Annotated in this window: 19 protein-coding genes; 13 read left to right on the top strand and 6 right to left on the bottom strand. The window is 71.7% G+C overall.

Annotated features, from left to right (window positions below):
• Positions 1–437 precede the first annotated feature (437 nt).
• The 4 genes from ACWCHM_RS24440 (at position 438) to ACWCHM_RS24425 (ending at position 4,719) form a co-directional block, all read left to right on the top strand.
• Positions 438–1,718 carry a hypothetical protein gene (locus ACWCHM_RS24440; RefSeq protein ID WP_422753549.1) on the top strand — a complete coding sequence of 427 codons (1,281 nt, stop codon included), beginning with the start codon at positions 438–440 and terminating at the stop codon, positions 1,716–1,718.
• A gap of 14 nt (positions 1,719–1,732) precedes the next feature.
• Entirely contained in the window at positions 1,733–2,278 is a 546-nt protein-coding gene (locus ACWCHM_RS24435; RefSeq protein ID WP_454219973.1) for a GNAT family N-acetyltransferase, read from the top strand.
• Between the two features lie 53 nt (positions 2,279–2,331).
• Positions 2,332–2,700, top strand: coding sequence for a hypothetical protein (locus ACWCHM_RS24430; RefSeq protein WP_454219972.1), 369 nt, complete (start codon positions 2,332–2,334; stop codon positions 2,698–2,700).
• A 414-nt stretch (positions 2,701–3,114) separates the two neighbouring features.
• The gene (locus ACWCHM_RS24425) at positions 3,115–4,719 is read left to right on the top strand and encodes a pentapeptide repeat-containing protein (protein ID WP_454219971.1); all 1,605 of its coding nucleotides are present in this window, start codon (positions 3,115–3,117) and stop codon (positions 4,717–4,719) included.
• Between the two features lie 683 nt (positions 4,720–5,402).
• Here the strand turns inward: ACWCHM_RS24425 and ACWCHM_RS24420 are convergent.
• Entirely contained in the window at positions 5,403–6,884 is a 1,482-nt protein-coding gene (locus tag ACWCHM_RS24420) for a hypothetical protein (protein WP_454219970.1), read from the bottom strand.
• A 1,022-nt stretch (positions 6,885–7,906) separates the two neighbouring features.
• Positions 7,907–8,440, bottom strand: coding sequence for a hypothetical protein (locus ACWCHM_RS24415; protein ID WP_204962079.1), 534 nt, complete (start codon positions 8,438–8,440; stop codon positions 7,907–7,909).
• A 180-nt stretch (positions 8,441–8,620) separates the two neighbouring features.
• Here ACWCHM_RS24415 and ACWCHM_RS24410 point away from each other — a divergent pair, with 180 nt between their 5' ends.
• The 3 genes from ACWCHM_RS24410 to ACWCHM_RS24400 all read left to right on the top strand — a co-directional run bounded on the left by ACWCHM_RS24410 (position 8,621) and on the right by ACWCHM_RS24400 (position 13,113).
• Positions 8,621–9,919, top strand: coding sequence for a hypothetical protein (locus ACWCHM_RS24410; RefSeq protein ID WP_454219968.1), 1,299 nt, complete (start codon positions 8,621–8,623; stop codon positions 9,917–9,919).
• A gap of 154 nt (positions 9,920–10,073) precedes the next feature.
• A complete protein-coding gene (locus tag ACWCHM_RS24405; protein WP_204962077.1) occupies positions 10,074–11,309 on the top strand; it encodes a hypothetical protein in 1,236 nt (411 codons plus the stop codon).
• A gap of 112 nt (positions 11,310–11,421) precedes the next feature.
• Entirely contained in the window at positions 11,422–13,113 is a 1,692-nt protein-coding gene (locus ACWCHM_RS24400) for a choice-of-anchor D domain-containing protein (RefSeq protein WP_421489419.1), read from the top strand.
• A gap of 156 nt (positions 13,114–13,269) precedes the next feature.
• Here ACWCHM_RS24400 and ACWCHM_RS24395 read toward each other — a convergent pair whose 3' ends face one another.
• From ACWCHM_RS24395 to ACWCHM_RS24380, 4 genes are all read right to left on the bottom strand, one after another.
• Positions 13,270–13,662, bottom strand: a complete 393-nt coding sequence (locus ACWCHM_RS24395; RefSeq protein ID WP_204962075.1) for a PAAR domain-containing protein — start codon at positions 13,660–13,662, stop codon at positions 13,270–13,272.
• Between the two features lie 33 nt (positions 13,663–13,695).
• Positions 13,696–14,466 carry a helix-turn-helix transcriptional regulator gene (locus ACWCHM_RS24390; protein ID WP_454219965.1) on the bottom strand — a complete coding sequence of 257 codons (771 nt, stop codon included), beginning with the start codon at positions 14,464–14,466 and terminating at the stop codon, positions 13,696–13,698.
• A complete protein-coding gene (locus tag ACWCHM_RS24385) occupies positions 14,463–15,815 on the bottom strand; it encodes a COG1470 family protein (RefSeq protein ID WP_454219964.1) in 1,353 nt (450 codons plus the stop codon). The genes ACWCHM_RS24390 and ACWCHM_RS24385 overlap by 4 nt, the downstream gene beginning before the upstream one ends.
• A gap of 112 nt (positions 15,816–15,927) precedes the next feature.
• A complete protein-coding gene (locus ACWCHM_RS24380) occupies positions 15,928–16,548 on the bottom strand; it encodes a Pvc16 family protein (RefSeq protein ID WP_204962072.1) in 621 nt (206 codons plus the stop codon).
• 179 nt (positions 16,549–16,727) lie between these two features.
• On the opposite strand from ACWCHM_RS24380, the gene ACWCHM_RS24375 reads away from it, so the two are divergent.
• From ACWCHM_RS24375 to ACWCHM_RS24350, 6 genes are all read left to right on the top strand, one after another.
• Positions 16,728–18,293 carry a phage tail sheath family protein gene (locus ACWCHM_RS24375; RefSeq protein ID WP_454219963.1) on the top strand — a complete coding sequence of 522 codons (1,566 nt, stop codon included), beginning with the start codon at positions 16,728–16,730 and terminating at the stop codon, positions 18,291–18,293.
• A gap of 56 nt (positions 18,294–18,349) precedes the next feature.
• Positions 18,350–18,832 (top strand): phage tail protein, encoded by a 483-nt coding sequence (locus ACWCHM_RS24370; protein ID WP_088643766.1) that lies wholly within the window; start codon positions 18,350–18,352, stop codon positions 18,830–18,832.
• Positions 18,819–19,235, top strand: a complete 417-nt coding sequence (locus tag ACWCHM_RS24365; protein ID WP_204962070.1) for a hypothetical protein — start codon at positions 18,819–18,821, stop codon at positions 19,233–19,235. Before ACWCHM_RS24370 ends, ACWCHM_RS24365 begins: the two co-directional genes overlap by 14 nt.
• A 930-nt stretch (positions 19,236–20,165) precedes the next feature.
• Entirely contained in the window at positions 20,166–22,667 is a 2,502-nt protein-coding gene (locus ACWCHM_RS24360) for an eCIS core domain-containing protein (RefSeq protein ID WP_454219961.1), read from the top strand.
• Positions 22,668–22,768: 101 nt separating this feature from the next.
• Positions 22,769–23,254 (top strand): phage tail protein, encoded by a 486-nt coding sequence (locus ACWCHM_RS24355; RefSeq protein WP_088643770.1) that lies wholly within the window; start codon positions 22,769–22,771, stop codon positions 23,252–23,254.
• Positions 23,254–24,384 carry a phage tail protein gene (locus ACWCHM_RS24350; RefSeq protein WP_204962068.1) on the top strand — a complete coding sequence of 377 codons (1,131 nt, stop codon included), beginning with the start codon at positions 23,254–23,256 and terminating at the stop codon, positions 24,382–24,384. The genes ACWCHM_RS24355 and ACWCHM_RS24350 overlap by 1 nt, the downstream gene beginning before the upstream one ends.
• Position 24,385 lies beyond the last annotated feature (1 nt).

Below are 24,385 nucleotides of genomic sequence, written 5' to 3'. Positions count from 1 at the left end.
GAGCCCGGAGCGAGCGCCGAGGACTGGCCAACTTCCAGCCCCGTCCCTCGCACGCGGGACACGCAATCGACGCGAATGGCGAGGACCGATGTGGACCCCGCTGCGGGCGCGTCCCATCCACACAGCGCACGACCCGAACCCCGGTTTGCTCAGCGCCCCTCCTCGCCGAGCACCCCTCCCGGTATTCACGCCGATACGGCTGCCCATGTGCATCAGCGGGATGCACATGCACAATTGCGGTGGGTGAGCCGTCCATGGAGGGAAGACTGCCCGGGGTCCACGGGACCGATCGAGGACCCGCAACTACACCTCTGGCGGACATAGAGCGGACACCACGAGGACCTTCATTGCCGCAAGGACCTCACCCGGGCGAGCGTGGAGACAGCCCATCAGGAAGGCGTAGACGGATGGCACGAGAACGCCGCGAACCTCGCACGATGCTGGAGCACCTGATCCAGCAGAGCGACCGCACGTACGAGGAACTTGCCGACGAGTTCTCCCGGATGGACGCCCGGGCGGCGATCAGCGCCCGGCACCTCGGGCGACTGGCACGGGGCGAACGCGACCTGGCCTCATCGACTCCCGCCACGCGGCGGGCACTACAGGCCATGTTCAACAAGTCCATCGACGAACTACAGCGCCCCTGGGCTACCCACCAGTTGACCCCTGCGCCGGAGCGACACCTTGTTGTCGACCCCACCGGTGCCGGCCCGGAAAGGAACCTCCTCGCCATGGCCGCACAACGCGCCCGCCAGTACGCCATGCTCGCCGCCGAGTCCACCAGCCCCGCCGCCATCGAACAGCTCGCCGAGGACGTGCAGCGCCTCGCCCTGGCCTACCCGCAGCGCCCCGTCAGCCATGTGCTGCCTGACCTGGTCGAGACCCAGGACACCCTGTTCACTCTCCTGGAGCGCCGCCAGGCCCCGAACCAGTCCAGGGACCTGCACTTCCTCGCCGGCATCACCAGTGGCCTGCTCGCCAAGGTCTCCCACGACATGGCCGACCCGCACTCGGCGATGCTCCAGGCCCGCACCGCCGTGCTCTGCGCCGAGCAGGCCGGACACCCCGGACTACAGGCGTGGCTGCGCGGCCTGCAATCCCTCGTCGCCTACTGGGCCGGCCGTCACGCCGAGGCGGTCCGCTACGCCGAAGCCGGCCGCCAGTACGCCGCCCAGGCCGGCGGTACTTCCGCCGTCTGGCTGCCCGCCAGCGCCGCCCGTGCCTACGCTGCCCTCGGTAACGCCGAGCAGGCCAAGGCCGCCATCACCGAGGCCGAGGACGCCTGGTCACGTGTCCGCCCCGACGAGATGGACGAGATGGGTGGCATCTGCACCTTCAACCAGCCCCGCACGCTGTACTACGCCAGCGACGCCCTCGCCTGGCTGCCCGGCGAGGCCGCCAACACCGAGCGATACGCCCTGCGCGCCGCCCAGGCGTACGCCGACCCCAACGATCCCGCATGGGCGTTCGGCGACCAGGCCGGCTCACACGCCAACCTGGCCATTGCCCGTGTGGCCAGCGGCGACCTGGACGCCGCAGCCGAGGCCCTGGCCCCGGTGCTCGACCTTCCCGCCGACCAGCGCATCAACGGCATCATCCACTCGGTGCGCCGCGTCCACCAGGCCATCACCCGCGCCGGCCACGCAGGCGACGCCCGCGACCTCATCGACGGCATCGAGCACTTCACCCACACCCCGGCCAACGCCCTACCTCGATGAGGCACCATCTGGTCATGGACCCGATCACCATCCCCGGCCGCGTCATCACTCTGCGCGACATGCGCTCCGATGACGCGGCCGACGCGTGGGCAATCGTCGGCGACGACCGCGTCACCCAATGGCTCTCCTTCGACAGCCGGGACCAGGCCGCCGCCGTCGCCATGGTCGAAGGCACGATCGAACGCGCCCGGCACACCCCCCGCACCGAGTACTACCTAGCCGTTGCCGACGCGGACGATCGTATGGTCGGTTTCGCGCGACTCGGCCTCACCGGCCATCAGGCCGCCAAGCTCGGGTACGCCATCAGTGCCGACCACTGGGGGAACGGCTACGCCACCGACGCCGCCCGCACGATGGTGGACTACGGCTTCCAGACGCTGAAGCTCCACCGCATCACCGCAGCCATCGGCCCCAACAACGCCGCCTCCATCACCGTTGCCGAAAGACTCGGCATGCAGTACGAGGGCCGGCTACGCGACCACGTCTTCACCAACGGTGGATGGCGAGACTCCCTGCTCTACTCCATCCTCGCTCAGGAGTGGGCCCCCGCCGCCGGCTGACGTGACGTCCGGGGCGTGGGGCTGCCCGACAGCGCGCCGGTACGATCGCCGCCATGCGCGACGCCGACACGCCGCCGCAAGATCCCGCCGACGACCGATCGCACCCCGCAGCACTCACACCCCAGCAGCGTGCCGACCTGATCCGCGCAGCCGCCGCCGAGGTGCGCGATCGCGTGCAGGCATGGCGCGACGACCCGAACTGGCGCAACACCCCGGCCAGCAGCCACCGCTACGAGACAACCGTTGGCGCGTTCGGTGTCCTCAGCGAGCTACCTGAGCCGGAAACCGAGGAAGCGCTAGCCAGCCTGGCGGATGCCCTCCGCCCGGTCGTCGTAGAGTGGCGTCCCAGCCGGCCAGGTCCTGAGCAGTCGATCTATGCAGCAGTGGAACGCCTCTGGCGGACGATCGACGCCAGCACGTAGGAGCCGATGTCATTGAAGGACACTCCACTGCCGGGACAACTGGTTCAACATGGCCCCCGGCGGGCCGGTTGTACCGGTTGACAGAGCGCGCGGCCAGTCGCTCCGCTTGTGCTCCACACTGGCCGCGCCCGGGGGCCCGTTGATGGCTACGACACGGGTTGCCTTGTACGGGCACGATTGCTCACTGTGACGAGACGGTTAAGTGCCGCCTTGATGGCGGGCGGCGGAGTGGTTCTGCTGTCGGGCGCTCTGATGCTGGTTCCCCGGCCGTGGTGGAAGGTCCTGGCTTCCGGTTGGCCAGTGCTGGTGCCGGTGGCGGTAGGCGTGGCGGCGCTGGTCGTGGGGGGCCTGTTGTGGCGGCGGGACAACGCAAAGCATGAGATGTCTGCTGCGCCGACGCCGCCGGATCGGCAGGTGCGGCCTCTGCGGTCGTGGGTGATCCCGGTCGGGGTGGTCCTGGTCGGAGTGGTCACCTGGGCCGCGGTCGCCTGGTTGCAGGGTTCGGTGCCGGCCGTGGGCGATCAGGTGGAACGGGCGAAGGTGCGCATCGAGTCCATCCGCACCGCATTGACCATCGGCGCGGCGGTCACCGGCGCGTTCGCGCTGCTGCTGGCCTTCCGCCGGCAGCAGTTGGCCGAGCGCACCCAGCAGGCCACCGAGTACGACGCCGGAGAGAAACGCGTCACCGAGCTGTACGTCAAGGCCGCCGACCAGCTCGGCTCCGACAAGGCCCCGGTCCGCCTCGCCGGCCTGTACGCCCTGGAACGCCTCGCTCAGGACAACCCCATCCACCGGCAGAGCATCGTCGAAGTGATCTGCGCTTACCTACGCATGCCCTACACCCCACCCGACGACCAACCCACCCCCACACCCACAACTCAACCTACGGACGCCCCCGATCCAACTGCCACTCCGACGGCCACCCCTGGTGACAGCGACAAGCCAGCCGTGGACCCCCGAGAAGAACGACAGGTCCGCCTCGCGGCCCAACGCATCCTCGCCCGCCACCTACGGCCAACAACCCCAGAAGGAGGACCCCACCCCTTGTACTGGGGGCCGAAGGTGACCCTCGACCTCACTGAGGCTGTCCTCATCGACCTCGAACTCACCGGCTGCCACCTCCACAACGTCACCTTCATCAAAACCCGCTTCAGCGGCGATGCCTGGTTCAGCGAGGCGACGTTCAGCGGCGTCGCCGGGTTCGGCGGGGCGAGGTTCAGCGGCGTCGCCGGGTTCGGCGGGGCGAGGTTCAGCGGCGTCGCCGGGTTCGGCGGGGCGACGTTCAATGGCGTCGCCGGGTTCGGCGGGGCGAGGTTCAGCGGCGACGCCTGGTTCGGCGGGGCGAGGTTCAGCGGCGTCGCCGGGTTCGGCGGGGCGACGTTCAATGGCGTCGCCGGGTTCGACGGGGCGACGTTCAGCGGCGACGCCGGGTTCGACGGGGCGACGTTCAGCGGCGACGCCTGGTTCGGCGATGCGACGTTCAGCGGCGACGCCGGGTTCGACGGGGCGACGTTCAGCGGCGACGCCGGGTTCGGCGATGCGACGTTCAGCGGCGACGCCTGGTTCGGCGTGGCGACGTTCTGCGGCATCGCCTGGTTCGGCGTGGCGACGTTCAGCGGCGACGCCGGGTTCGACGGGGCGACGTTCAGCGGCGACGCCTGGTTCGGCGTGGCGACGTTCAGCGGCGACGCCTGGTTCGGCGGGGCGACGTTCAATGGCGTCGCCGGGTTCGGCGATGCGACGTTCAATGGCGTCGCCGGGTTCAGCGGGGCGACGTTCAGCGGCGACGCCGGGTTCGGCGGGGCGACGTTCAGCGGCGACGCCGGGTTCGGCGATGCGACGTTCAGCGGCGTCGCCTGGTTCAGCGGGGCGACGTTCAGCGGCGACGCCAGGTTCGGCGATGCGACGTTCAGCGGTGACGCCGGGTTCGACAGGGCGAGGTTCAGCGGTACCACGAGCTTCGATGGGGCCACCCTCGACGGGGTGAGGTACGACGGACCGAGGCCAGTTGCCGAATAGCATTGCCGAATTGACCTCTACGGGATCAAGCGCGCTCCGCGCGGCGCGGGCCGGGCGCGGTAACCGGCTCCTGCGGAGCCGCCGCCCCGCTCGCCTTCGGCGGCGGGGCGGAAAGTCAGCCGGCCCGAAGCCCACGCCCGCCCCGCGCGTCACCCCCTGGTTCCGTGAAGGGAACCGGTGACGAGTCCCGGAGACGACCAGGACCAGGACGACAACCCCGATCCTCCCGGTGGTCTTCCACCACATGACGTCTCACCGCGGACCGGTCGACGGCCGGACGGGGCAAAGTTGCCGAACGGAATCCGTCAGGCCGCTCACGGGTCCGAGGTAGGGAAGGGGTGGAGGTTGGAGAGGGGCGGCGGGGTGGTGGCGGGGTTGGGGTTAGGGCTGTGCCTCCGGCGGGGGCCAGACGACTCCGGGATGGAGTTGCCGAACGTTGCGGTGGGTGGGTGGTGGGGGTGGGATGCCATCCCGCCAGCCACCGACCCAGGCAGAGCCGAGCGGATCAGGGCCAGGGTGACAAGGTCGTTCGTCCGGTAGGGCGCTCCACCTTGTCACCCTGGCCCTGATCCGCTCCACGGTGTGTGGGTCGGCGGCAGACGGGATGGCAGGCGGCATCAGTTGCGACCTCGGCTACAGCCGGTGCCCCGGTAGCATCTAATCCGCCGGGGCACCGGCCATTTTCATGCCGCCTCGTCCGTGCCGTGCAGATGGTCGCGAAGCTCCTGCGAAGGTCGAAGCTTGGAGGCTGAGGCCTTGTTTCTGGCGTCGATCACGATAGGCCGGATCTCGACCTTGTAGTGCTCGGTGGCGATACGTGCGGCTTTGTTGATCTTGTTGATCTGGCTTTCCATCATCTCCTCGTCGGTATAAGCGATTGCGACGAAGAACGCAACATCGACACCTTCGGAGATGGCATACTGCGGGGTCTGAGCGAGGATGCCGTCCCAGAACTTTGAGTTCGACATCAGCTTCATTTCGACGACGGTGCGGGCATTCCAACCCTGGGAAAAGTGGAAGTCCACCGGCCCGCGTCCAGCGTTGGCTTCGCCAGTGATGCTGATGTCATTCGCCTTGCAGTAATGCTTCGCGCAACTGCGGAAGAGAGCCTGTACCTTCTTTTCAGGGAGGGCGACGCCTTGGTACCAGAGCATCTGCCACTCGTCCTGGTGCTCGATACCGTGCCGGAACGCCTGAATGATGGCCTCGGCGAACTGAGGAAAGTCAGGCGGAGTCTGTGCGACGTAGCTGAGAGGCGAGCGAGAGGCCATCTGCCCTCCCAGCTCCCACCAGCGAGTGCGCAGCGCGGGATCGCGATCCACGGGGTAGGGCGAGTGCTCCTCTTGCTCCAGGGAGGTCAGGTAGGACGCGACGACCTCAGGATTCTGTCGAGCAAGCTTGGCCTTCTCCCACCGGTCCACGTTCCGCGCGATGTCGTAGTTGAAGTTCCCCCTCAGCTCTTCGCTGTGGTTTCTCCAGGCATACCGCCAGAAGCCATTCGCCGTAACCACGGGGATGTCCTTCAGAAAGCGCTTGGGAACCAGGAGCACGGGGCCGGGCTTCGAAAGGAAGGGGTTCGCCGGTAGCTCGACCTCCTTGGACTGCCAGCAAGCGAACCTCGCACTCCAAGAGGCGTTCCGAACTCGGAAAGACTCCATTGGCAGGTTGTGCTGCCGAGCCACCTTCTGGGTGTACCGAATGAAAAAGCTCTTGAGGACATTGCAAACCACATCACTCATGCGGTCGAGGCCCATCCCACCCTGGAAAAGCCCGAGCATTTCCATGTGTGGCACGTTCCCGAAGCCCAAGCCGAGAGCAGTGCGAACCCCCTCCAGCATCCCCTCCTGCAGCCCCGGTCCAGCACCCGAGCCGTTGGGGGTTCCACTCGCGAGGCCGAGGCAGAACTCGGCCGGTTCGGGAAACAGAAGGAGGTTCTTGGCCTGCTTGTAGGCGAGAGACTCTTCGTCCCCGCCGGACTCCCGCACGAGATCGAACACCAAACGGAAGAAGTCGAGGATGTGGTGGTGCGCATCGAACCAGTGCTCGTCATCGTCCGGGTAGATGAGGAAGGGATCGATGCACAGGGGCGTGTCAGCGGGCAGGTACGTGTCGAACCAGTGGTCTGACTCGTTGAGGATGATGCCGTTGTACTCGCTGAACCTCATAAGGCGTGCCTCCTTCGTGGCATGCCGGACGACCGTCGCCCGACAGCGCGCACGCTGACGCCCACCCAATGAGAAATCCCACTCCGGTACCTCCGGAGTCAAGATCCTCGACTAGAGTCCCAACTAGAGACCGCCAAATCTCGTGGGACCCTGGACGGGCGTGCGTAGACCTCGGAGTCGACGTGTCGCCCTCCGGGGTCTTTTGGCTACGTGCTGCCGGACACCGTACCAAACAAACCGTCACTTAGCGTGTGTCTGGATCGGTGCGGGCGGAAGTGTGAGTCCGGTCACCTCGGAGCACCACATCTAGTGATTTTCGTAGTGGGTACCCACTAGATGTTGGCTTGGCGAGATTGTCGGTACTCCCCGATATAATCGCGAACTTTCGTTGATCGAGTCACGCTCAGTAACGACAAATCGCCCTTATCGGAGTAGTGCGGCTACCTTGCGTCTACGCGGTGGCCACCTTCTGAGCAGGCCAGTAACACCAAGTGAAGGTTGTCGGCAAGCTCCCATGCGCTTGCGCTTCACCGGCCGACGAAGTTGCTGATCATGTCGGGAAGTGATGGCCAGCTATCCTGCTCGCCGGCCCGGGTTAGTGCTGGAGCGGTCAGTTCGATGTACAGCCATCCGTACAGCCAAGCCGGCCGACGGATACTGTCCGGGGTCGACGGTGGGCGACACGGCGAGCAGGCCAGCGGCAGTTACCGACGCTGGCCGACAGCAGTCTTGATCTTTGCAAGGCAGGGGTAGTCGCTGCGCTCGCGGCCTGCCCTGCGGGCGGCCTCCGGCCGTCCTCGGGCGTCCGCAGCGCCTCGTGCAGAATGCCTGCAATGATCTTGGCGCGTGGAGCCAGCGAGCAGCCGGCCCGCCCAGGTCAAGGCCACAGTGGCCCCACTGTCGCTGTCGCCTTCCTAAACCGTGTGTCGCAGGTTCGAATCCTGCCGGGGGCACCTCCAAGATCAGCACGCCGACATCCTTCGGTCACCCTGTGGCCCCAGCCCTGCGGCGCAGTCGCTGCTCTATCCGGGGCTGGGGACAGCATGGCGGTCGGCCCGCCGGACGATGTCCAGGAGCATGAGCAGCACCAGAGCCATCATGATGAACACCGCGAGGTAGAAGCCCCAGGCCACGTTCACCTCCCTGGCGGAGAGATGGTCACGGACGATGTCGCCGAGCCGGACCCCACCCGCGATCTCGTCCGCCGGGACGAAGCCGTACCCGCCCGGCGCGTCCACTGACGGGATCGCCAACCAGGAGACGGTCGCCACGAGCAGACCCGTCGTCCCGGTGAGCAGAAACAGCCAGCGCAGCCGTACCGACAGCGTCGGCCACCTGTTGGCGTAGACGCCACAGGTCACGTAACCGACCGCCGCGACGACGCCGAGGAGCACGGCCAGCGACCAGGCCGATGAGCTGTGCCACGCCGTGGCTGTGTTGACGTGGTGGGTCTGCTGTCCGCTGCCGTACCGGCTGACCGTCCAGCTCAACCGATACCAGGGGAGGAAGCTGTCGGCCAGCAGCAGCACGCCGAGCGCCGCGATGGACCGCTTCAACCACGGTGAGCGGAGACGGCCGTGAAGGTTGTGCCGGATACCGGGTCGCATGGACGAATGTTGGCCTGTCGCGACGTTCCCCGTTGTCCGGGGTGCAGACCCGGCTACGGCTGTCCGGCCCGACAGGCGGGGGGGCGACGAGGTCGGACGTCGTCTGGCGGTGCCGGATAGGGTGCTGCCGTGCTGACACTGCCGTGCGGGCATCCGGCGGATGCGGCCACCAGTCGGGTCTGCTCCCACCTGGTCGGCGTACCGGAGGACCGGGAGGTCTCGTGTTTCCGGCTGCTGACCGGGCGCGGGCTGGCGTTCGACCTGGTCTGCCGGGAGTGCGGCGAGGCCGGTGGGTCGCCCGCGCTGGTCGTGGTGTGCGAGGGGTGCGTCGACCGGCTCGTCGAGGACGGGGAGCTGCTGGGCTGGCGTGGCGAGCCGGAGATCCTGCAACGGCCGGAACCGCTCGACCCGATGGTGTCGGACTGGCCGCTGCCGGTGTCACTGGGGCAGGTGATCGATCTCGCCCCGGTCGACGACGCCGACGGCTCCCGCTGGCTGGTGCTCACCGCCGACGGCACGATCGTCGCGCTCGACCCGGACGACGACCGGGCCACCGTGCTGGCCACCGTCGAGTTGGTCGACGAGCCGGGGCAGCAGCCGTGGCTGGACCGTCGGCTACGACGCCGGCTGCACGTCTCCGGCTGTGGCCGCTTCGCCGCCGTGGTCAACGACTTCGGCCGGTACGGACGGGTGGTGGACCTCGGCCGGGGCGGTGTGGTGACGCTCGCCCTCGACGGCGGGGACTACCACGCGAACACGGTGCCGTTCGCGCTGGCCTTCGCCCGGGTCGACGGCCGACCGGTGGTGGTGCACCGCACCCGGTGGAACCGGCTCGACGTCAGCGACCCGGCCACCGGCGAACTGCTGACCGCACGTGAGCCGGAGACGACATCGGAGGGGGAGCGGCCGGCGCACCATCTCGACTACTTCCACGGCCGGTTGCTCTGCTCCCCGGGCGGTCGGGTCGTCGCCGACGACGGCTGGGTCTGGCATCCGGTCGGTGTGCCCTCGGTGTGGGCGTTACGCCCGTGGTTGGACGGCAACGTGTGGGAGTCCGAGGACGGGCCGACCCGCCGGACGCTGTGCCAGCGCGACTACTTCTGGAACGGGCCGCTCTGTTTCGTCGGTGACACGCTGCTGGCCGTCGGAGGGCTCGGCGACGACGACGAGACGATGCTGCCCGGCGTACGCCTGTTCGACGTGGCCTCGGGCCGCGAGCTGACCACCTTCGCCGGGCCCGCCGGGGCCTGGTTCTCCGACGGCCGGCGGCTCTACTCGGCGCATCCCGACGGCCTGCACGTCTGGGACCCCCTGACCGGGCACCGTACCGCGACGGTGCCCGACTTCGTGCCGACCTGCCGGCACCGGGGCACCGGGGAACTCGCCGCGGTCACCGACGGCGTGTTGCGCCGGTGCCGGCCGGCGTGAGCGGGCCACCGCACGCGCGGCACCGACCCACCACCGGGCTTGCCCGCCGGGGCAGGGTGGACTGCCCCTAAGACGGTCGGTGGCCGCGTACCGTGCCGGCCGGGTTCGGGGCAGGGTGGCCGGGTCGACTGTCGCCGATCCGAAAAGAGCGGTCATGACCTGGGAAGACAACTACTGGGAAGATGCCACGCAGAGCCCGGACTACTTCCAGCTTGTCGAGTTCGCCACCGTCCTCGACGCCGACTACGGCACCCGGATGTTCGGCAGGTGGATCGAGCAGATGCACCCGGACCGCCACGACCTGATCCGCAGCCTGGAGTACCTGCTGGTCACCTACCGGCACGGCGACGACGCGCGGGCGACGCTCGACACGTTCGAGCGTCAACTGCCCCGGCCGTGGGACGACTGGGCGATGACCACGGCGCTGACGGAGACCGCCCAACGGTTCCCGGACGTGCCTGTCGAACTCCGCAACGATGACGACTTCACCGCGCTGGCCGCGTTGCTGCTCGACGACGAGCAACTGTTCGCGTTCTGGCGGGAGGAGGTGCAGCAGGCCGCCGTCCAGGCGCTGTCCGTGCCCGAGGTGATGCCCGCCTTCGTGGCGTCCTGCCAGGCCCTCGCCGAGGAGGCGCTCCGGTACCAGGGCAGGGGCAAGGAGGAGGAGAGCGACGAGGAGAGCGAGGAGAGCTACGACTACTCCGGCTACGACCGGGCGTTCGGTCACATCGCGTCCGACGACGACCTGGTGGCGCCCCCCGCCCCGGCGAAGTCGGTCCGGTTCGCGGAACCGCTGGTGGAGGGGGAGGACGCGCCGGAGTGGCAGCACAACGAGTTCAAGATCGGGGTGGCCTTCACCCTGAACCCGGAGGCCAACTCGAACCTGCCCGGCCACTACTCCTGGGCGCAGACCCAGGCCCTGGTCAGCCCGTGGGGGGTGGACGTGGACGAACTCGCCACCATGATCGGTACGGCGATGAACCGGATGCCCCGCATGTATAGGGACGACCGGCTGACCATCCACGTCTTCCCGCAGCACATCTTCATCACGGTGACCATCGACTCGGCCCTCAACGCGCACAACACCGGGATCATCGCCACCCTCACCGACGACGGGGCGTACGCGCACTACGTGCAGTTCAAGGACCTGGTGATGTTCTACACCGACGAGAGCGACATGGACACCCCGATCTACAACGTGCTCAAGACGTTCGGGGACCCGTGGGCCGGTGGCACGGCCGAGAGCTACGTGGTGCGCCACGGCCGGGGCCGCAAGGCGTACTTCACCGTCGACCCGGTGCGGACCAGCCACGAGCAGAGCGTGGCGGCGGTCGTCCGGCGTTGTTCCGGCGGGCTGGACGTCCGGGTGCTGACGGCCCGCCCGCAGTAGGGTGACAGCCGGCCGGGGCACCGGGTCGGTGCCCGAACGGGCAGCCGGGACTGCCCGCAGGACTTCCCGCGCGGTCGCGGTCGACCCGGTCGGGCCGCGTTCACTGTCCACCATGGCAGCGTCAGCGTCCCGTTCCCTGCGCGCCGCGTCGGCGTTCGCTGTGGTGGCACTCCTGGTGGCCGGCGCACCGCCGGCCGCGTACGCCGAGTTCTTCACGGCACCGCGACCGGCCGGTGGGCCGGCGTTGCGGATCAGCGTGGGCGACGGCGTCGCCCCCCTGGTCGGCGAACCGGCCGGGACGACCCTCGGTCTGACCCCGGGTGGCTCGGCGGTGGTCACCCGTACGGTGACCACCGCGACCATCCCGCCCCGGCCCGACGTGGTGCTGCTCGCCGACACGACAGGCAGCATGCAGGCGGCGCTGAACGACGTCCGGGTCAACGCGAAGCGGATCGTCGACGACATCAGCGGCGTCCAGCCCGACGCCCGGTTCGCGGTCGCCGAGTTCCGGGACGAGGGCGACGAGTTCGTCTTCCGGCTCAACCGGGATCTGACCGCCGTGCCGTCCGAGGTGCAGGATGCGGTGAACGTCTGGACCGCCGACGGCGGTGGCGACGACCCGGAGGCCGGGCTGAACGCCCTGTACTCCGTGGCCACCGGAGCGGTGAGCTTGCGGGCCGAGAGCAGCCCGATCGTGGTGATCTTCGGGGACGCGCCGTCGCACGACCCGAGCGTCGGCCACGACCTCGCCGGCACCATCGGGGCGTTGACCGACCGGGGTGTCCGGGTGGTGGCCGTGGACGTCGGCAACCCGGGCAGCTACTCCCTCGACCAGACCGGACAGTTCACCGAGATCACCAGGCGGACCGGGGGCGTGCTGCTCAACGCCGCCGGCCCGTCCGAGGTCTCCAACGCCATCCTGGCCGGCGTCCGCGCCATCCAGAGCACCGTCGCCGCCCACGTCACCGACTGCGACCCGCAACTCACGGCGTCCGTCACCCCGGCCGAGCAGACCGTCGACAGCGGCGGCGCCGTCGACCTCACCGTCTCCGTCGCGGTCGACCCCGCGGCCCGCAACGGGGAGTACGCCTGCCGCCTCGACGTCTCCGTCGACGGCATCGTGCAGGGCGAGCCGGAGCGGCTGACCGTGACCGTCAGCGGCGCGGCACCTGACGTACCGGTGCTGCACTCCGACGCCGCCACGCTCGACCTCGGCGAGGCCCCGCTCGGGGTGCCCTCGGCGGCCCGGACGGTGACCCTCACCAACACCGGCGACTACCCGCTGACCGTGGCCGCCGCCCTCGCCGAACAACCCCTCCCGGCGGTCTTCGCGGTCACCGGCTCCACCTGCGCCGGGGTGCTGGCCGTCGCCCGGTCCTGCACGATGGCCCTCACCGCCACCCCCCGGGCGATCGGCGCGGCCACGTCGGTGCTCAGCCTCGCCAGCGCCACCGACACCGGTGGGGTCGCCGCCCAGTCGCTGGCCCTGAGCGTCTCGGGCCGCAGCCCGACGTTGCAGTTCAACCCGGGCGTCGGCCGTCCCGGCCAGGTGGTCACCGCGCTCGGCCAGGGCTTCCCGGCGGGTGCCGAGGTGCTGGTCGGCTGGGTCGACGGCACCGGCACGGTGCCGGCGGTCGCCGACGCGTCCGGCCGGTTCGCGGTGCCGATGGTGGTCTTCGGGGAGGGGCTCGCCGGCCCCCGGGCTGCGCTCGCCTCGGTGCCGGCGGTCGGCCAGGTGACCAGCGGCACGTTCCTGGTGCAGTCGGCGACCGCCCAGCCGGGGCCCTTCACCCGCCGCCGCTGACCGGCCCGTCTGCCTGACCGGCCCGTCTGCCTGACCGGCCCGTCTGCCTGACCGGCCCGGACCCGGGCCATGGCCGGAACGCACCGGGTCCATGGGTGGGCGCACCGGGACCCGGGCGACCCCCCGGTGGGGGTCGCCCGGGGCATGCGGCCCGGCTCAGCCGACCAGCACCTGGCCGGTGGCGATGATGCTGCCGGCCGGCAGCGGCGCGGGATCGTTGCAGGTGTTGACCTTGTCGCCGTGCCGGGCCGCCGGCTTGCCGTTGATCAGCACCAGCGGGCTGCCGGCGATGATCGTGCCCTGGTTGTTCGGTGGCGTCTGGAACGGCCCACCGGTCGGCACGTGCGGCGGGGCGTTCACCGCGACGCTACCGACGACGGCGGCCGGCTTGCCCTCGATCAGCACGTCGGTGCTGCACCCGTTGGCGATCGTCCCGGCGAAGGGCATCGGGGTGGGTGTCGGCACCGGCCCGGTCGGTGAGGGCACCATGATGATGTGCGTGTCGGTGCCGACCACCTTGTCACCGAGCTTCGCCGCAGGCACGCCCACGATGACAACCTCCCCTGAAACGACGGGACCGGATCAGATCAGCCCCTCGCGGATGGCGTGCGCGACCGCCTGGGTGCGGTTGCGGACACCGAGCTGGGTGGTGATCTCGTGCACGATGTTCTTGATGCTGCGTTCCGAGTAGGACAGCTCCCGGGCGATCGTCGCGATGTCCGCCCCGGCGGCGATCATGCGGAGCACGGCGAGCTGACGCGGGGACAGCGGCAGGATGGTCAACCCCCGGGGTGCCAACACCTGCCGCTGCGCCCGACCGACCCGGGTCAGCAGCGAGCTGAGCAGGTCGGTGGGGAGCCTCGCCTCGCCCCGGGCGGCGGCCCGGACCACCTCGCGCAGCAGGGTGGCGGTGCTCTCCGAACGGCGTACCAGGTTGAGGCCGCCCGCCTCGATCGCCTGGAGGCCGGCGGTGTCGTCGAGCTGCCCCACCACCAGCACCGGCCGGGGGGACGGCCGGCCGGTCAGGGCGTCGAGCTGGGCCAGCAGCCATCCGTCCACCGTGTCGGCGACGATCACCAGGATGTCCGGGTCGTCGTCGGCGCCGGCCACCACGACCGGCCGCGCCCCTGCGGGTTCCTCCGCCCCGACGGTACCGAGCTGGGCGGTCACCCCGGCCTGGGAGATCGGGTCGCGGGAGCGGACCGCCGCGCGGACCGGCGCGGGGTGGGCCCTGCCCGCCGGGTGATCGCCGTCGGCAGGATGGTCGACGTCGGCCGGGTCGTCGGTGCCCGCCGGGTGGGCGGTGTCGACCCGGCCGGCGGGGCGGGGGCCGGGGGCCTGCGGGTCGCTCATCGGCTGGGGGAGGGGCTCGGGGTGGGCGCGACCGGGACGAGCTGACCGGCGAAGTAGGCGGCCGGGGTGCACGCCGTGGTGCCCGGGTTCGCACACTTCACCGCGACGGTCACCGGCTGACCGGCGGAGAACCGCAGCGGCTGGACGAAGTGGTAGTCCAGATCCCGGAAGTTGTTCAGGCCGGTCTCCAGCAGCACCGTGTCGCCCCGCCGCACCTGGAGCAGGCCGGCGTCGCCGTGCGGGTTCTGCAACACGATGTCGGTCACCCAGAGCACCTTCTTCTCGGCCGGCCGGTAGGTGGAAAGCGTGAACTCGTTGGTGGTGGTCGGCGACGCGCTGGTCGCCACCCGGAAGTCGGCGGCGGTCTCCGGGTCGGCGTTGTCAAGCGTCCCGCCCTGGGCACCCGGCCCGTTGCCGTTGCCCTTTCCGGTTTCGGTCGTCGGGCTCGGGGCCGCGCTCGGCTTGGGGCTGACGCCGGCCGCGACGATGGCCACCTTCTCGGCCTGCTCGGCGGTCTCCGCCGCCTCGCTGGCCTGGGTCTTCACCTCGGCCACCTCCTGGGACAACTCCTTGGTCTCCACCTGGGCGGCCTCCTTGGCGGTGGACTGCACGGTGGGCTTGAGCACCGCGAACCACAGCCCCACCAGGGCCACCGCCACCGCCGCGGCCACCAGCACCACCCGGGGCGACCAGGCCGGCAGGACGGACCGCTGCACCAGCAGGCCGTCGCTGGTGATCGGTTCGGCGTCGGGACGGGTCACCGCCACCTGGAACGGCAGGTTGCGGTCCGGGCCGAGCAGGAACCGCTTGCGGGGACGTACCCGCAGCTTCACGAACGTGGCCGTGCCCGGCCGCAGCACCGGCGCGGCCGGCAGCACCCGGAACGTCAGCAACCGGTCCGGGTCGGCGGGCAGCACCTCGACCGTGGTCTCCACGTTGCCGGTGTTGTCGATCACCAGCTGGTGCCGGGCGGCGCGTCGTGCCTGCGAGGTACGCGGCACCAGCTCCGTCGCCAGCTCCACGAAGGGCTGCACGGTGACCGTGCCCTCCTCGACCACCGAACCCTCGGGGTCCTCCCGCCCCCGCACCCGTACCCCGAAGTCGACGCTGCCGGCCGGCACGGTCGCGGCACGCGGCGGCGTGAACGTCACCCGCGCCTCCTGCTCGGTGCCGGGCAGCAGGTTCATCGTCGCCGGCTCGACCTCGGCCCACGGTGCGGCGTCGCCGACCACGTCCAGGGTGAACTGGTCGACGACGGCGGCGGTGTTACGCACCCGGACGGTGCAGCTGACCGTGCCACCGGCGGCGACGGTGAGGTCGGTCTCGACAAGTCCCACAGCGACACTCATGCCGGCAGTCTCGCCGCGCGGGCGGGGCCGGCAGAACCACGAACGAGGAACACCAAGGGGCAGCCGTGGCTACCTGAACGGGCAGCGGAACGCCTGATCGGGCACCGGGACGTCACCGGGGCTCGCTGATCCCGCCCCGGGGCCGGCGGCCTGGCTGCCCGAGCCCCGGGCCGGCGGGCCGGCCGCCGCCGCTGTTGACGCTGACCTCGCGCGGCGGCGGCGCCAGGTCGGTCTGCGTCTCCGGCACGAACGGCACGAGCAGTTGCAGGTGCAACCCGGTCCGAGCGGTCCCGCCGTACCCCACCCAGGCGGAACCGGCGTCCCCCTCGCGCCGGGGCGCGCTGCGCACCACCACCGGCTGACCGGCGCGGGCCACCGCGCCGGTCAGGAACCCGGACGGCAGGGCGGTGCAGCTCGCGCAGCCCACCAGCAGGTCACCCAGCAGCCGGTGCTCCCGCTCGGTGTCGGCCGCCCAGGCGGTCAACAGGTAGTTGAACCGGTACCGGCGGCCCGGCGGTCGACGCCCGACGAGCTGGCCGTCGGCGTCGCGCAGCTCGTCCCAGGTCGCCGAGACGCCCGCCGAGTCCTCCTCGACGTCCAGCAGGAACGCCGAGACCAGGTCACCGTCGGCGCGCTGCGCGCACCGGTCCGGCGGGTCGAAGACGACAGGCACGTCCGCCGGCAGGTAGTGGCCCAACCAGGCCCGGACCGACAGGTCGACATCCCAGATCATCCGTCCACCCTGCCGGCTGCCCGGACGGGAGCGCGGCCGGCGACCGGGCAGGCCGTCGGGGCGGATCGGTTGCCCTTGGGGGCAGTGGTGGCTACCCCGGCGGCGTCCCGGCGGGCAGCCCTGACGGCCGGTCGACGTTGGCAGGCTCGGTCACATCACACCGTCGTACAGGAGGTTCGATGCCGACGTATCTGTCGCCGGGCGTCTACGTGGAGGAGGTTTCCTCCGGGTCGAGGCCGATCGAGGCGGTCGGGACGGCCGTCGCCGCGTTCGTCGGCTTCGCCGAGAAGGGGCCGGTCGACGAGCCCACGCTGATCACGAACTGGACGCAGTACACCCGCACCTTCGGTGGTTTCGTGGCGGGTAGTTTCCTGCCGCTGTCGGTCTACGGCTACTTCCTCAACGGGGGCGGCTCCGCGTACGTGGTCCGGGTGGGTGGTGGCGCCGGAGCGGACTCCGCCGCCGACGAAGCCGCCGGTGAGTCGTACGCGGCTGCGGCCGTACCGGCGGTCGGCGACAACGGCCGGCTCTCCTTCACCGTCCGGGCGGCGCTGCCCGGCCCGGCCGGCCAGGACCTCTCGGTCGAGGTCGCCGACGCCTCCGAGGGCGGCGACGACGCGTTCAAGCTCGTCGTCAAGCAGGCCGGCAAGCCGGTCGAGACGCTGGACAACCTGACCACCAAGCGGGGCGCGGGCAACGTGGTCACCGCCGTCCGCCAGCAGTCCAAGCTGATCCAGATCGAGGAGGCGAAGGGCGCGACCCTCGCCCCGCCCCGACGCGGCGCCGAGATCACCCTCGCCACGCCCGCGCTGCCGGCCACCACGACCGGCACCGGCGACCTGCGGGTACGCGCCGAGGACTACGTGGGCGACGTCAGCGACCGGACCGGCTTCGCCGGGCTGGAGGCGATCGAGGACATCACCATGCTCTGCGTCCCCGACCTGGCCGCCGCCCACCAGCAGGGTGCCATCGACGACGAGGCGTTCAAGGCCGTCCAGTTGGCGATGATCGCGCACTGCGAGCTGATGGGTGACCGGGTGGCCATCCTCGACCCGCCGCCCGGCCTGCACCCGCAGCGCCTCAAGGAGTGGCGGATGGACGTCGCCGGCTACGACTCCAAGTACGCGACCCTCTACTGGCCGTGGGTCAAGGTGATGGACCCGGCGCAGGGCCGGGCGGTCTTCATGCCGCCCAGCGGGCACGTCGCCGGGGTGTGGGCCCGCAACGACGACACCCGGGGCGTCCACAAGGCACCCGCCAACGAGATCATCCGGGGTGCGCTCGCCCTGGAGAGCGGGCTCACCAAGGGCGAACACGACCAGCTCAACCCGATCGGGGTCAACTGCATCCGGGCCTTCCCCGGGCAGGGCATCCGGATCTGGGGGGCGCGCACCCTGTCCAGCGACGCCGAGTGGCGTTACCTCAACGTCCGGCGGCTGTTCAACTGGATCGAGAAGTCGATCCTGCTCGGCACCAACTGGGTGGTCTTCGAGCCCAACGACCCCCGCCTCTGGGACGCGGTGCGCCGGGTCATCACGATGTTCCTGCGCCGGGTCTGGCGCAGCGGCGCGCTGATGGGCGACACCTGGTCCGAGGCGTTCTTCGTCAAGTGCGACGCCGAGAACAACCCGCCGGAGAACCTCGACGCCGGCATCCTCACCGTCGACATCGGCATCGCCCCGGTCAAGCCGGCCGAGTTCGTGGTGTTCCGACTCTCCCAGCTCTCCCAGGGCTCCGGCGACTGACCGGCCCCGGCGGCGAGCACCCGACCTGAGCGACGACGAGACCAGGAGAAACGAGCATGGCCGGTCAGGGTACCCAGGACCCGAAGCAGAACACCCAGATCATCAGTGCCGCCGTCTTCCGGCTGGAGGTGCCGGGCATGTCGGCGATCAACTTCGCCGAACTGGTCGGGATCAGCAGCGAGGTGGAGAACGCGGAGTATATGGCCGCCGGCACCACCGGGCCGATCTTCTCCCGGCACTTCGGTCGGACCAAGCCGCCGACGGTCACCCTCAAGCGGGGCCTCGACCTCAACGGCGACCTGTGGCTGTGGCACCAGAAGGTGCGCAACATGATGTACGACGCCTACCGGGACTGCGCGTTGAAGCTCTACGGCCCCGGTGACGACCTCAACGGTGACGCCCGGTTGACGTACATGATGACCAACGCCTGGCCGTCGCGGGTGGAGGTCAGCGGGGTCAAGGCCGGAGCCACCGACATCGTCTACCAGACGGTCACCCTGATGTGCGACGACCTGTTCGACTTCAATGCGCGGATCTAGCCTCGCCGAGCCCGCCGCCGGACCGGCGGCGGGCCTGCGGACCGAGTACCCGTTCGTGCTGCCGCGCGGGCTGGTCGACGACCGGGGCGGGGTGCACCGCGAGGGCACCATGCGGCTGGCCACCGCCCGCGACGAGATCACCCCCCAGGGCGATCCCCGGGTACGCCAGAATCCGGCGTTCCTCGCCGTGCTGCTGCTGGCCCGGACGGTCACCCGCATCGGTGGGGTGCAGGCCGTGGACGTCGACGTGATCCAGCACCTCTTCGCCTCCGACCTGGCCTTCCTCCAGGACCTCTACCGGCGGATCAACCAGCAGGGGCACACCGGGGCCGAGGTGGCCTGCCCCGGCTGCGGGGGGCGCTTCGCGGTGGACCTGGCCGGCGGTCGACCGGGCGACGCCTGACCCACCCGGCAGCTCGACGCCGCACACCCGTACCGGAACCCGAAGGAGGTGGGCATGTCCTGGTCGTTACGCCCCGGACAGCCGTTCTGGCCGCGTCGTCGCCGGCCGGTCGCGGCACCGCCGCCGGTTCCGGTCGCGCCATCCGTTCCGGTCGCCGCGCCGGTGCCCACCGACGGGTACCCGGTCCTCCGGGGTCTGCCGTTGCTGACCGTGACGCCCGCCTCGGCGATGGTGACCATCCCGCCGCCGGGGACGGCCACGGACGGCCCGGCACTGCCCCCGACCGCCGCTGCGCCGGCGCTCGTCGGCCCGGCCCCGGGAGCCGCCGCGCCGTCCGTCGGGCCGGTCGCGGCCACCGACCCGACCCCGGTCCGGTACGACACCGACCCGCCCCACCGCCCGCCGACCGCTCCGCCCGGATGGTCGCCTACCGCTCCCGCCGGATGGACGCCCACCGGTTCGGTCCGGCCGGTGGTGACCGGGCCGGATGACCCGTGGCCGGTCGGTCCGGTGGCGTACCGGATACCGCCGAGCGGGGACGACGCGTCGCGGTTTCCCCGGGCGGGCGGCCACCTTCCGGGCGTCCCGCAGTCGGCGACCGGGACGTCGTCGCCAAACGATCCGACCTGGTGGGGTGGCCCGCCGCCGGGGGCGGTCGAGCTCACCCCAGCGCACGTCGGGCCCCGGGCACCGGAGCCGACCGCGTTCCCGGCCCCGACCGACACCTACGGCCCGACCGGGGTGCAGGGTCCGGCACCGAACCACGGGCTGACGTCCGACCACGGTCCTACTCCCGGCCCGGGCCCGGCCATCGATCATGGCCTGCCCCCCGGCCACGGTTCGCCCCCCGGCCTTGACCTGGCTCCCGGGCCGGGCCCTGCCCCCGGTCACGGCCCGACCTCCGGCCACGGGCCGGCGCTGGTGCGGGGGGTGCTTCCGGGGTCGGCCGGGGACGGCGGCCCGGCGCTGGGCGCGGCTCCGAACGTCGCCGGTGCTCCCGACCAGGGCCCGACCGTGGAGCGTGGCCCGATCCGGGCGGCGGGCGGGCCCCGGGGAGAGGGCGCGGCTCCGACGGGTGGACCGTGGGAGCCGCAGGGACGAACGTCCACCGGGCGACCCGACGGTGCCGGGGCGGATGCCGCAACGGCCCGGACCGCAGCGCAGTTCGCCGCCGCCGGCCTGCCCACCGCACAGGTCTGGCCACCACCGGGATTCGAGGTCGCCTACCTGGCGGCGGAGGCCACCCGGGCCGCCGAGGAGGCCCGGGCGTCGGGCGGCGGCGGGCGTACCCGGTCGGCGCAGCCGGACACCGGCACCGGTCGGGGCGCGGTCGCCATGGCGGCGGGTCACGACGGTCGGAACGACCCGGAGGGGACCCCGCCGTCGGCCGTCGAGGTGCGTCCCGTCGAGGTGGCCTTCGCCGGACGTCGGGGTCGCGCCACCCGGCCGGCGACCGCCCGACCGGGCCCGGAGCCGACGTCCCCGGCCGACCAGGGACCGGATGGCACCACCGCCGCTGCCATGCGACAGCTCACCGGGGCCGCCGGCCCGGAAGCCGGGTCCGCCGCCCAGGACCAGGTCGGCCCGGGTAGCCGGGTCGGCCCGCAGGATGCCACCGGCGGCGACCGGGGTGTCCCCGCCGACAGTCGGCGGGACGGCCCGACGCCCGTCGGGCCGTCCCGGCCGGTGGACGACCGCCCGCAGGCGACCGGGCCGACGGACCACCGGCCCGACGGGGCCGTGGCCGGATCGGCCCCCGGACAGCTGACGCAGCCGGCCGGGTGGACCCCGGGCGGCGTGACCTCGCCGGCCACGGATGCCACGGCACCGACCCCGGTCGCGGACCTCGTCGGGCAGCCGACCCCGGAGAGCCGGCCGGTCACGGACCGCGTCGACCGACCGACCCCGGAGAGCCGACCAGGCCCGGCGGGACCCGGCAGCACGGACGACCTGCCGGGTTCGGCGGCGCGGGGCGACAGCGGAGACGACCTGCCGGGTTCGGCGGCGTGGGTGGACGATCTGCCGGGTTCGGCGGGGAGCCGCGACACCGGGGACGACCTGCCGGGCCCGGCGGCGGGGCGCGACACGTACCGCCCCGGGCCGGTGGCCCCGCCGTCGTCCTTCTTCCTCACCCGTCGTCCGGAGCAGCCGCCGCCGGCCGGGCCGCCGTCGGGAGTGGACCGGGAGCACGGCCGGGCCGGTCAGGGACCGCCGGGCCGGGGACACGCGGAAGTGGCCCCGCACCCGCCCGTACCGTCGGCGGAGCAGACCGGGTGGGTCGACCGGCCGCAGCCGCGGACGACGGCCGTGCCCACCGACGCGCACGTCCCGGCGTACCCGGTGGGGGGTGTGACCGCCGCGCCGGTGGTGGCGGACGGACGGCCCGGCCCGACACCGGCCACGCTGGAGGGGACCGTGCCGGCGGCGCACCGGGCGGCCCCGCCGACCGCGCCGGTGGGCGTCGGCGAGCTGCCGGAGCAGGTGCCGGCCGCGCTGGTGGACGGCTTCCGGCAACAGTACGGCGTGGATGTCGCGGCGGTGCCGGTGTGGCGGGGCGCGGCGGCCACCGCGGTGGTGCAGCAGGCCGGTGCGCGGGCGGCGACCCGGGGCGGTGAGGTGCTGCTGCCGGCATCGGCGGGGCCACTGGACGCGCCGCCGGCCCGCGCGCTGCTCGCCCACGAGTTGGCCCACGTGGTGCAGCAGCGGGCGTTCGGGGCAGCTCCGCCGGCCGAGTCGACAGGTGCGGGCCGGGACCTGGAGGCGCGGGCGCTCGCCGCCGAGCACGCCTTCGGCGGCGGGCCGGGCGTGGGCGGTCCGCTGCCACCCGTCGCGCCACCGGCCGGCGGGGGTGCCGCACCGACACCCCCGGGCACCGTCGGCACCTGGGGGACCACCCCCGGCGGCGGGCTGACCTGGCAGGCGAACCCCGGTGCGGGCGGCGTACCCCCGGCCCCGTCGACCGGTCCGCCGGCCGCCGCCCACCCGCTCCAGCGGGCGTCGATGGACACCCCGGCGGCCACCCTCGACGACCTGCGGGCGCTGGTACGTGGCGAACTCGACCAGCAGCAGGACCAGGCCGCCGACCCGCCGGCCGGGCCACCGCCGGACGCCCTGCGGGCCGAGGTGGCAGCCGCGACGGCGGCACCCGCGATCGACCGCAGCGCGGGCCGGATCGCCGAGGTACGCGACGCGGTGGAGCGGCTACGGGCGGAGCTGCGCACGGTGGCCGACCGGGGGCGGGCCACGGCGGCCCGGCTGGACCGGGACGCCGACCGGGTGCCGGACCGGTCACCGGGCCGGCCGGTCGACCTGGAGAACCCCGACGACCTGGAGGAACTGGCCGGCCGGCTCTACGGACGGTTACGCGGACGGCTGCGGCAGGAACTGCTGGTCGACCGGGAACGCAGCGGACGGCTGACCCAGTTCCGCTGAGCACGGCAGGCGGCACGACGCACGGCAGGCGGCACGACGCACGGCAGGTGGCACGACCGCACGGATGCGGGCCAGGACGAGGCGACGAGGAGGGCGAAACGATGGCAGGCGGTCTTTCCACCGCGGCCCGCTTGATGGGCGGCTTCTTCGAGGTCACCGGCGTCAACCACAGGTACCTCGTGGTCATCGACGACGAGCGGTACAACCTCGGCTCCTGGTCCCGGGTCTCCGGGCTGGGGGTGACCTGGCAGGTCTGCGAGTACCGGGCCGGGGACAGCAACGACGTCTTCACGTACGTGGGGGAGCCGACCTACAGCCGGATCCGGCTCAGCCGGGCGGTCTGCTTCGACTCGCAGGTCGTCCAGGAGTGGCTCTGCCAGCAGGCCAACCGGTACCGCCCGCTCAGCGGAACGATCCAACTCGTCGACAGCGTCGGCCTGAAGATCGTCGGCTGGGACCTGAAGCACTTCTTCCCGGTCGGCTGGTCGGTGTCGGAACTCGACCCGAGCCACAGCGGGGTGGCGGTCGAGACCCTGGAACTGGCGCACACCGGCTTCCTGCACGACGACGTGAAGTTCTCGCTCTGATGGCCGCGATCTCCGCAGGTCAGCTCGGCGGGATGCTGGGCGACCCGAGCCAGACCGCGCAGGGGCTCGCCGCAGGCGGCCTGCTCCAGATGTTCCGCGACGGGCCGGGGGTCAAGCGGACCCTCAAGCTCGGCCTGGCGATGCGGTTCCAGGTGACCATCGGTGACGTCCAGATCGGGCTGTGGCGTTCCTGCCGGGGCCTGCGGGCCGACTTCCGGCCCGAGGTGGTCCGGGTGACCGGCGACTACGTCGGCCAGTACCACCTGCCCGGCGAGGTCAGCTACGCCCCGGTCGTGCTGGAACGGGCGGTGCACCGGGAGAGTTCGGCGCAACTGCAACAGTGGCTGGTCGGGGTGCTGCGCTCGTGGCAGGACGGCACCGGCGACGACACCCGGACCACCGCCCGGATCACCCTGCTCGACGCCGACGGCGAACCGGTCACCAGTTGGCTGCTCTACGGCGTACGGCCGTCGTCGTGGACGGGCCCGGACCTCTCCTCGGACAGCAACCAGGTCGCGGTGGAACGGCTGGAGCTGGTGCACGAGGGGTTCTTCCCCGACCTACAGGCCAAGGCGGAGACGGCCACCCTGTCGTCGCCGACGCTCGGCCGGGTCGCGTTCTCCTACAACCCGGCCAAGATGGGCATCACCCGTTCCTCCCGGGCCTCCCAGCTCGTCGGCCGGGGCCGGGGCGTGGAACTCACCTCGGACACCGCCCTGCGGGTGATGGCCGGCGAGGTGCTGCTGGTCGGTGCCGGGGTGGCCCAGGACGTGCAGAAGCTGATCGCGTTCTCCGGCCCGCCGAGCGTCGACGAACAGAGCCGCAGCGCGTCCAGCATCGAGCTGCCCCGGTTGACGTTCACCTGGGGAAAGCTGTCGATGGCGGTCAACCTGAGCACGCTGAACGTCAACCTGACCCGGTTCGACGGGGAGGGGCAGCCGGTGCGGGCCCAGGCCACCCTGGACCTGATCGTCATCGAGGGGGAGATCTTCCCCAAGCGCGGCGGCCCGGTGCCGACCCGGTCGGTGCGGACCGACCCGGCGCAGTGGCGGCAGCGGGCGCTGGCCAGCGGCCTGGACGACCCGATGCGGGCGCAGGCCAGGGGCGCGTCCGTCGGGGCGCGGCGGTAGT

The organism is Micromonospora sp. SCSIO 07396 (assembly GCF_053667945.1).
Note: the sequence above shows the minus strand (reverse complement) of the source record. Positions and strands in the feature narration are given on the sequence as shown.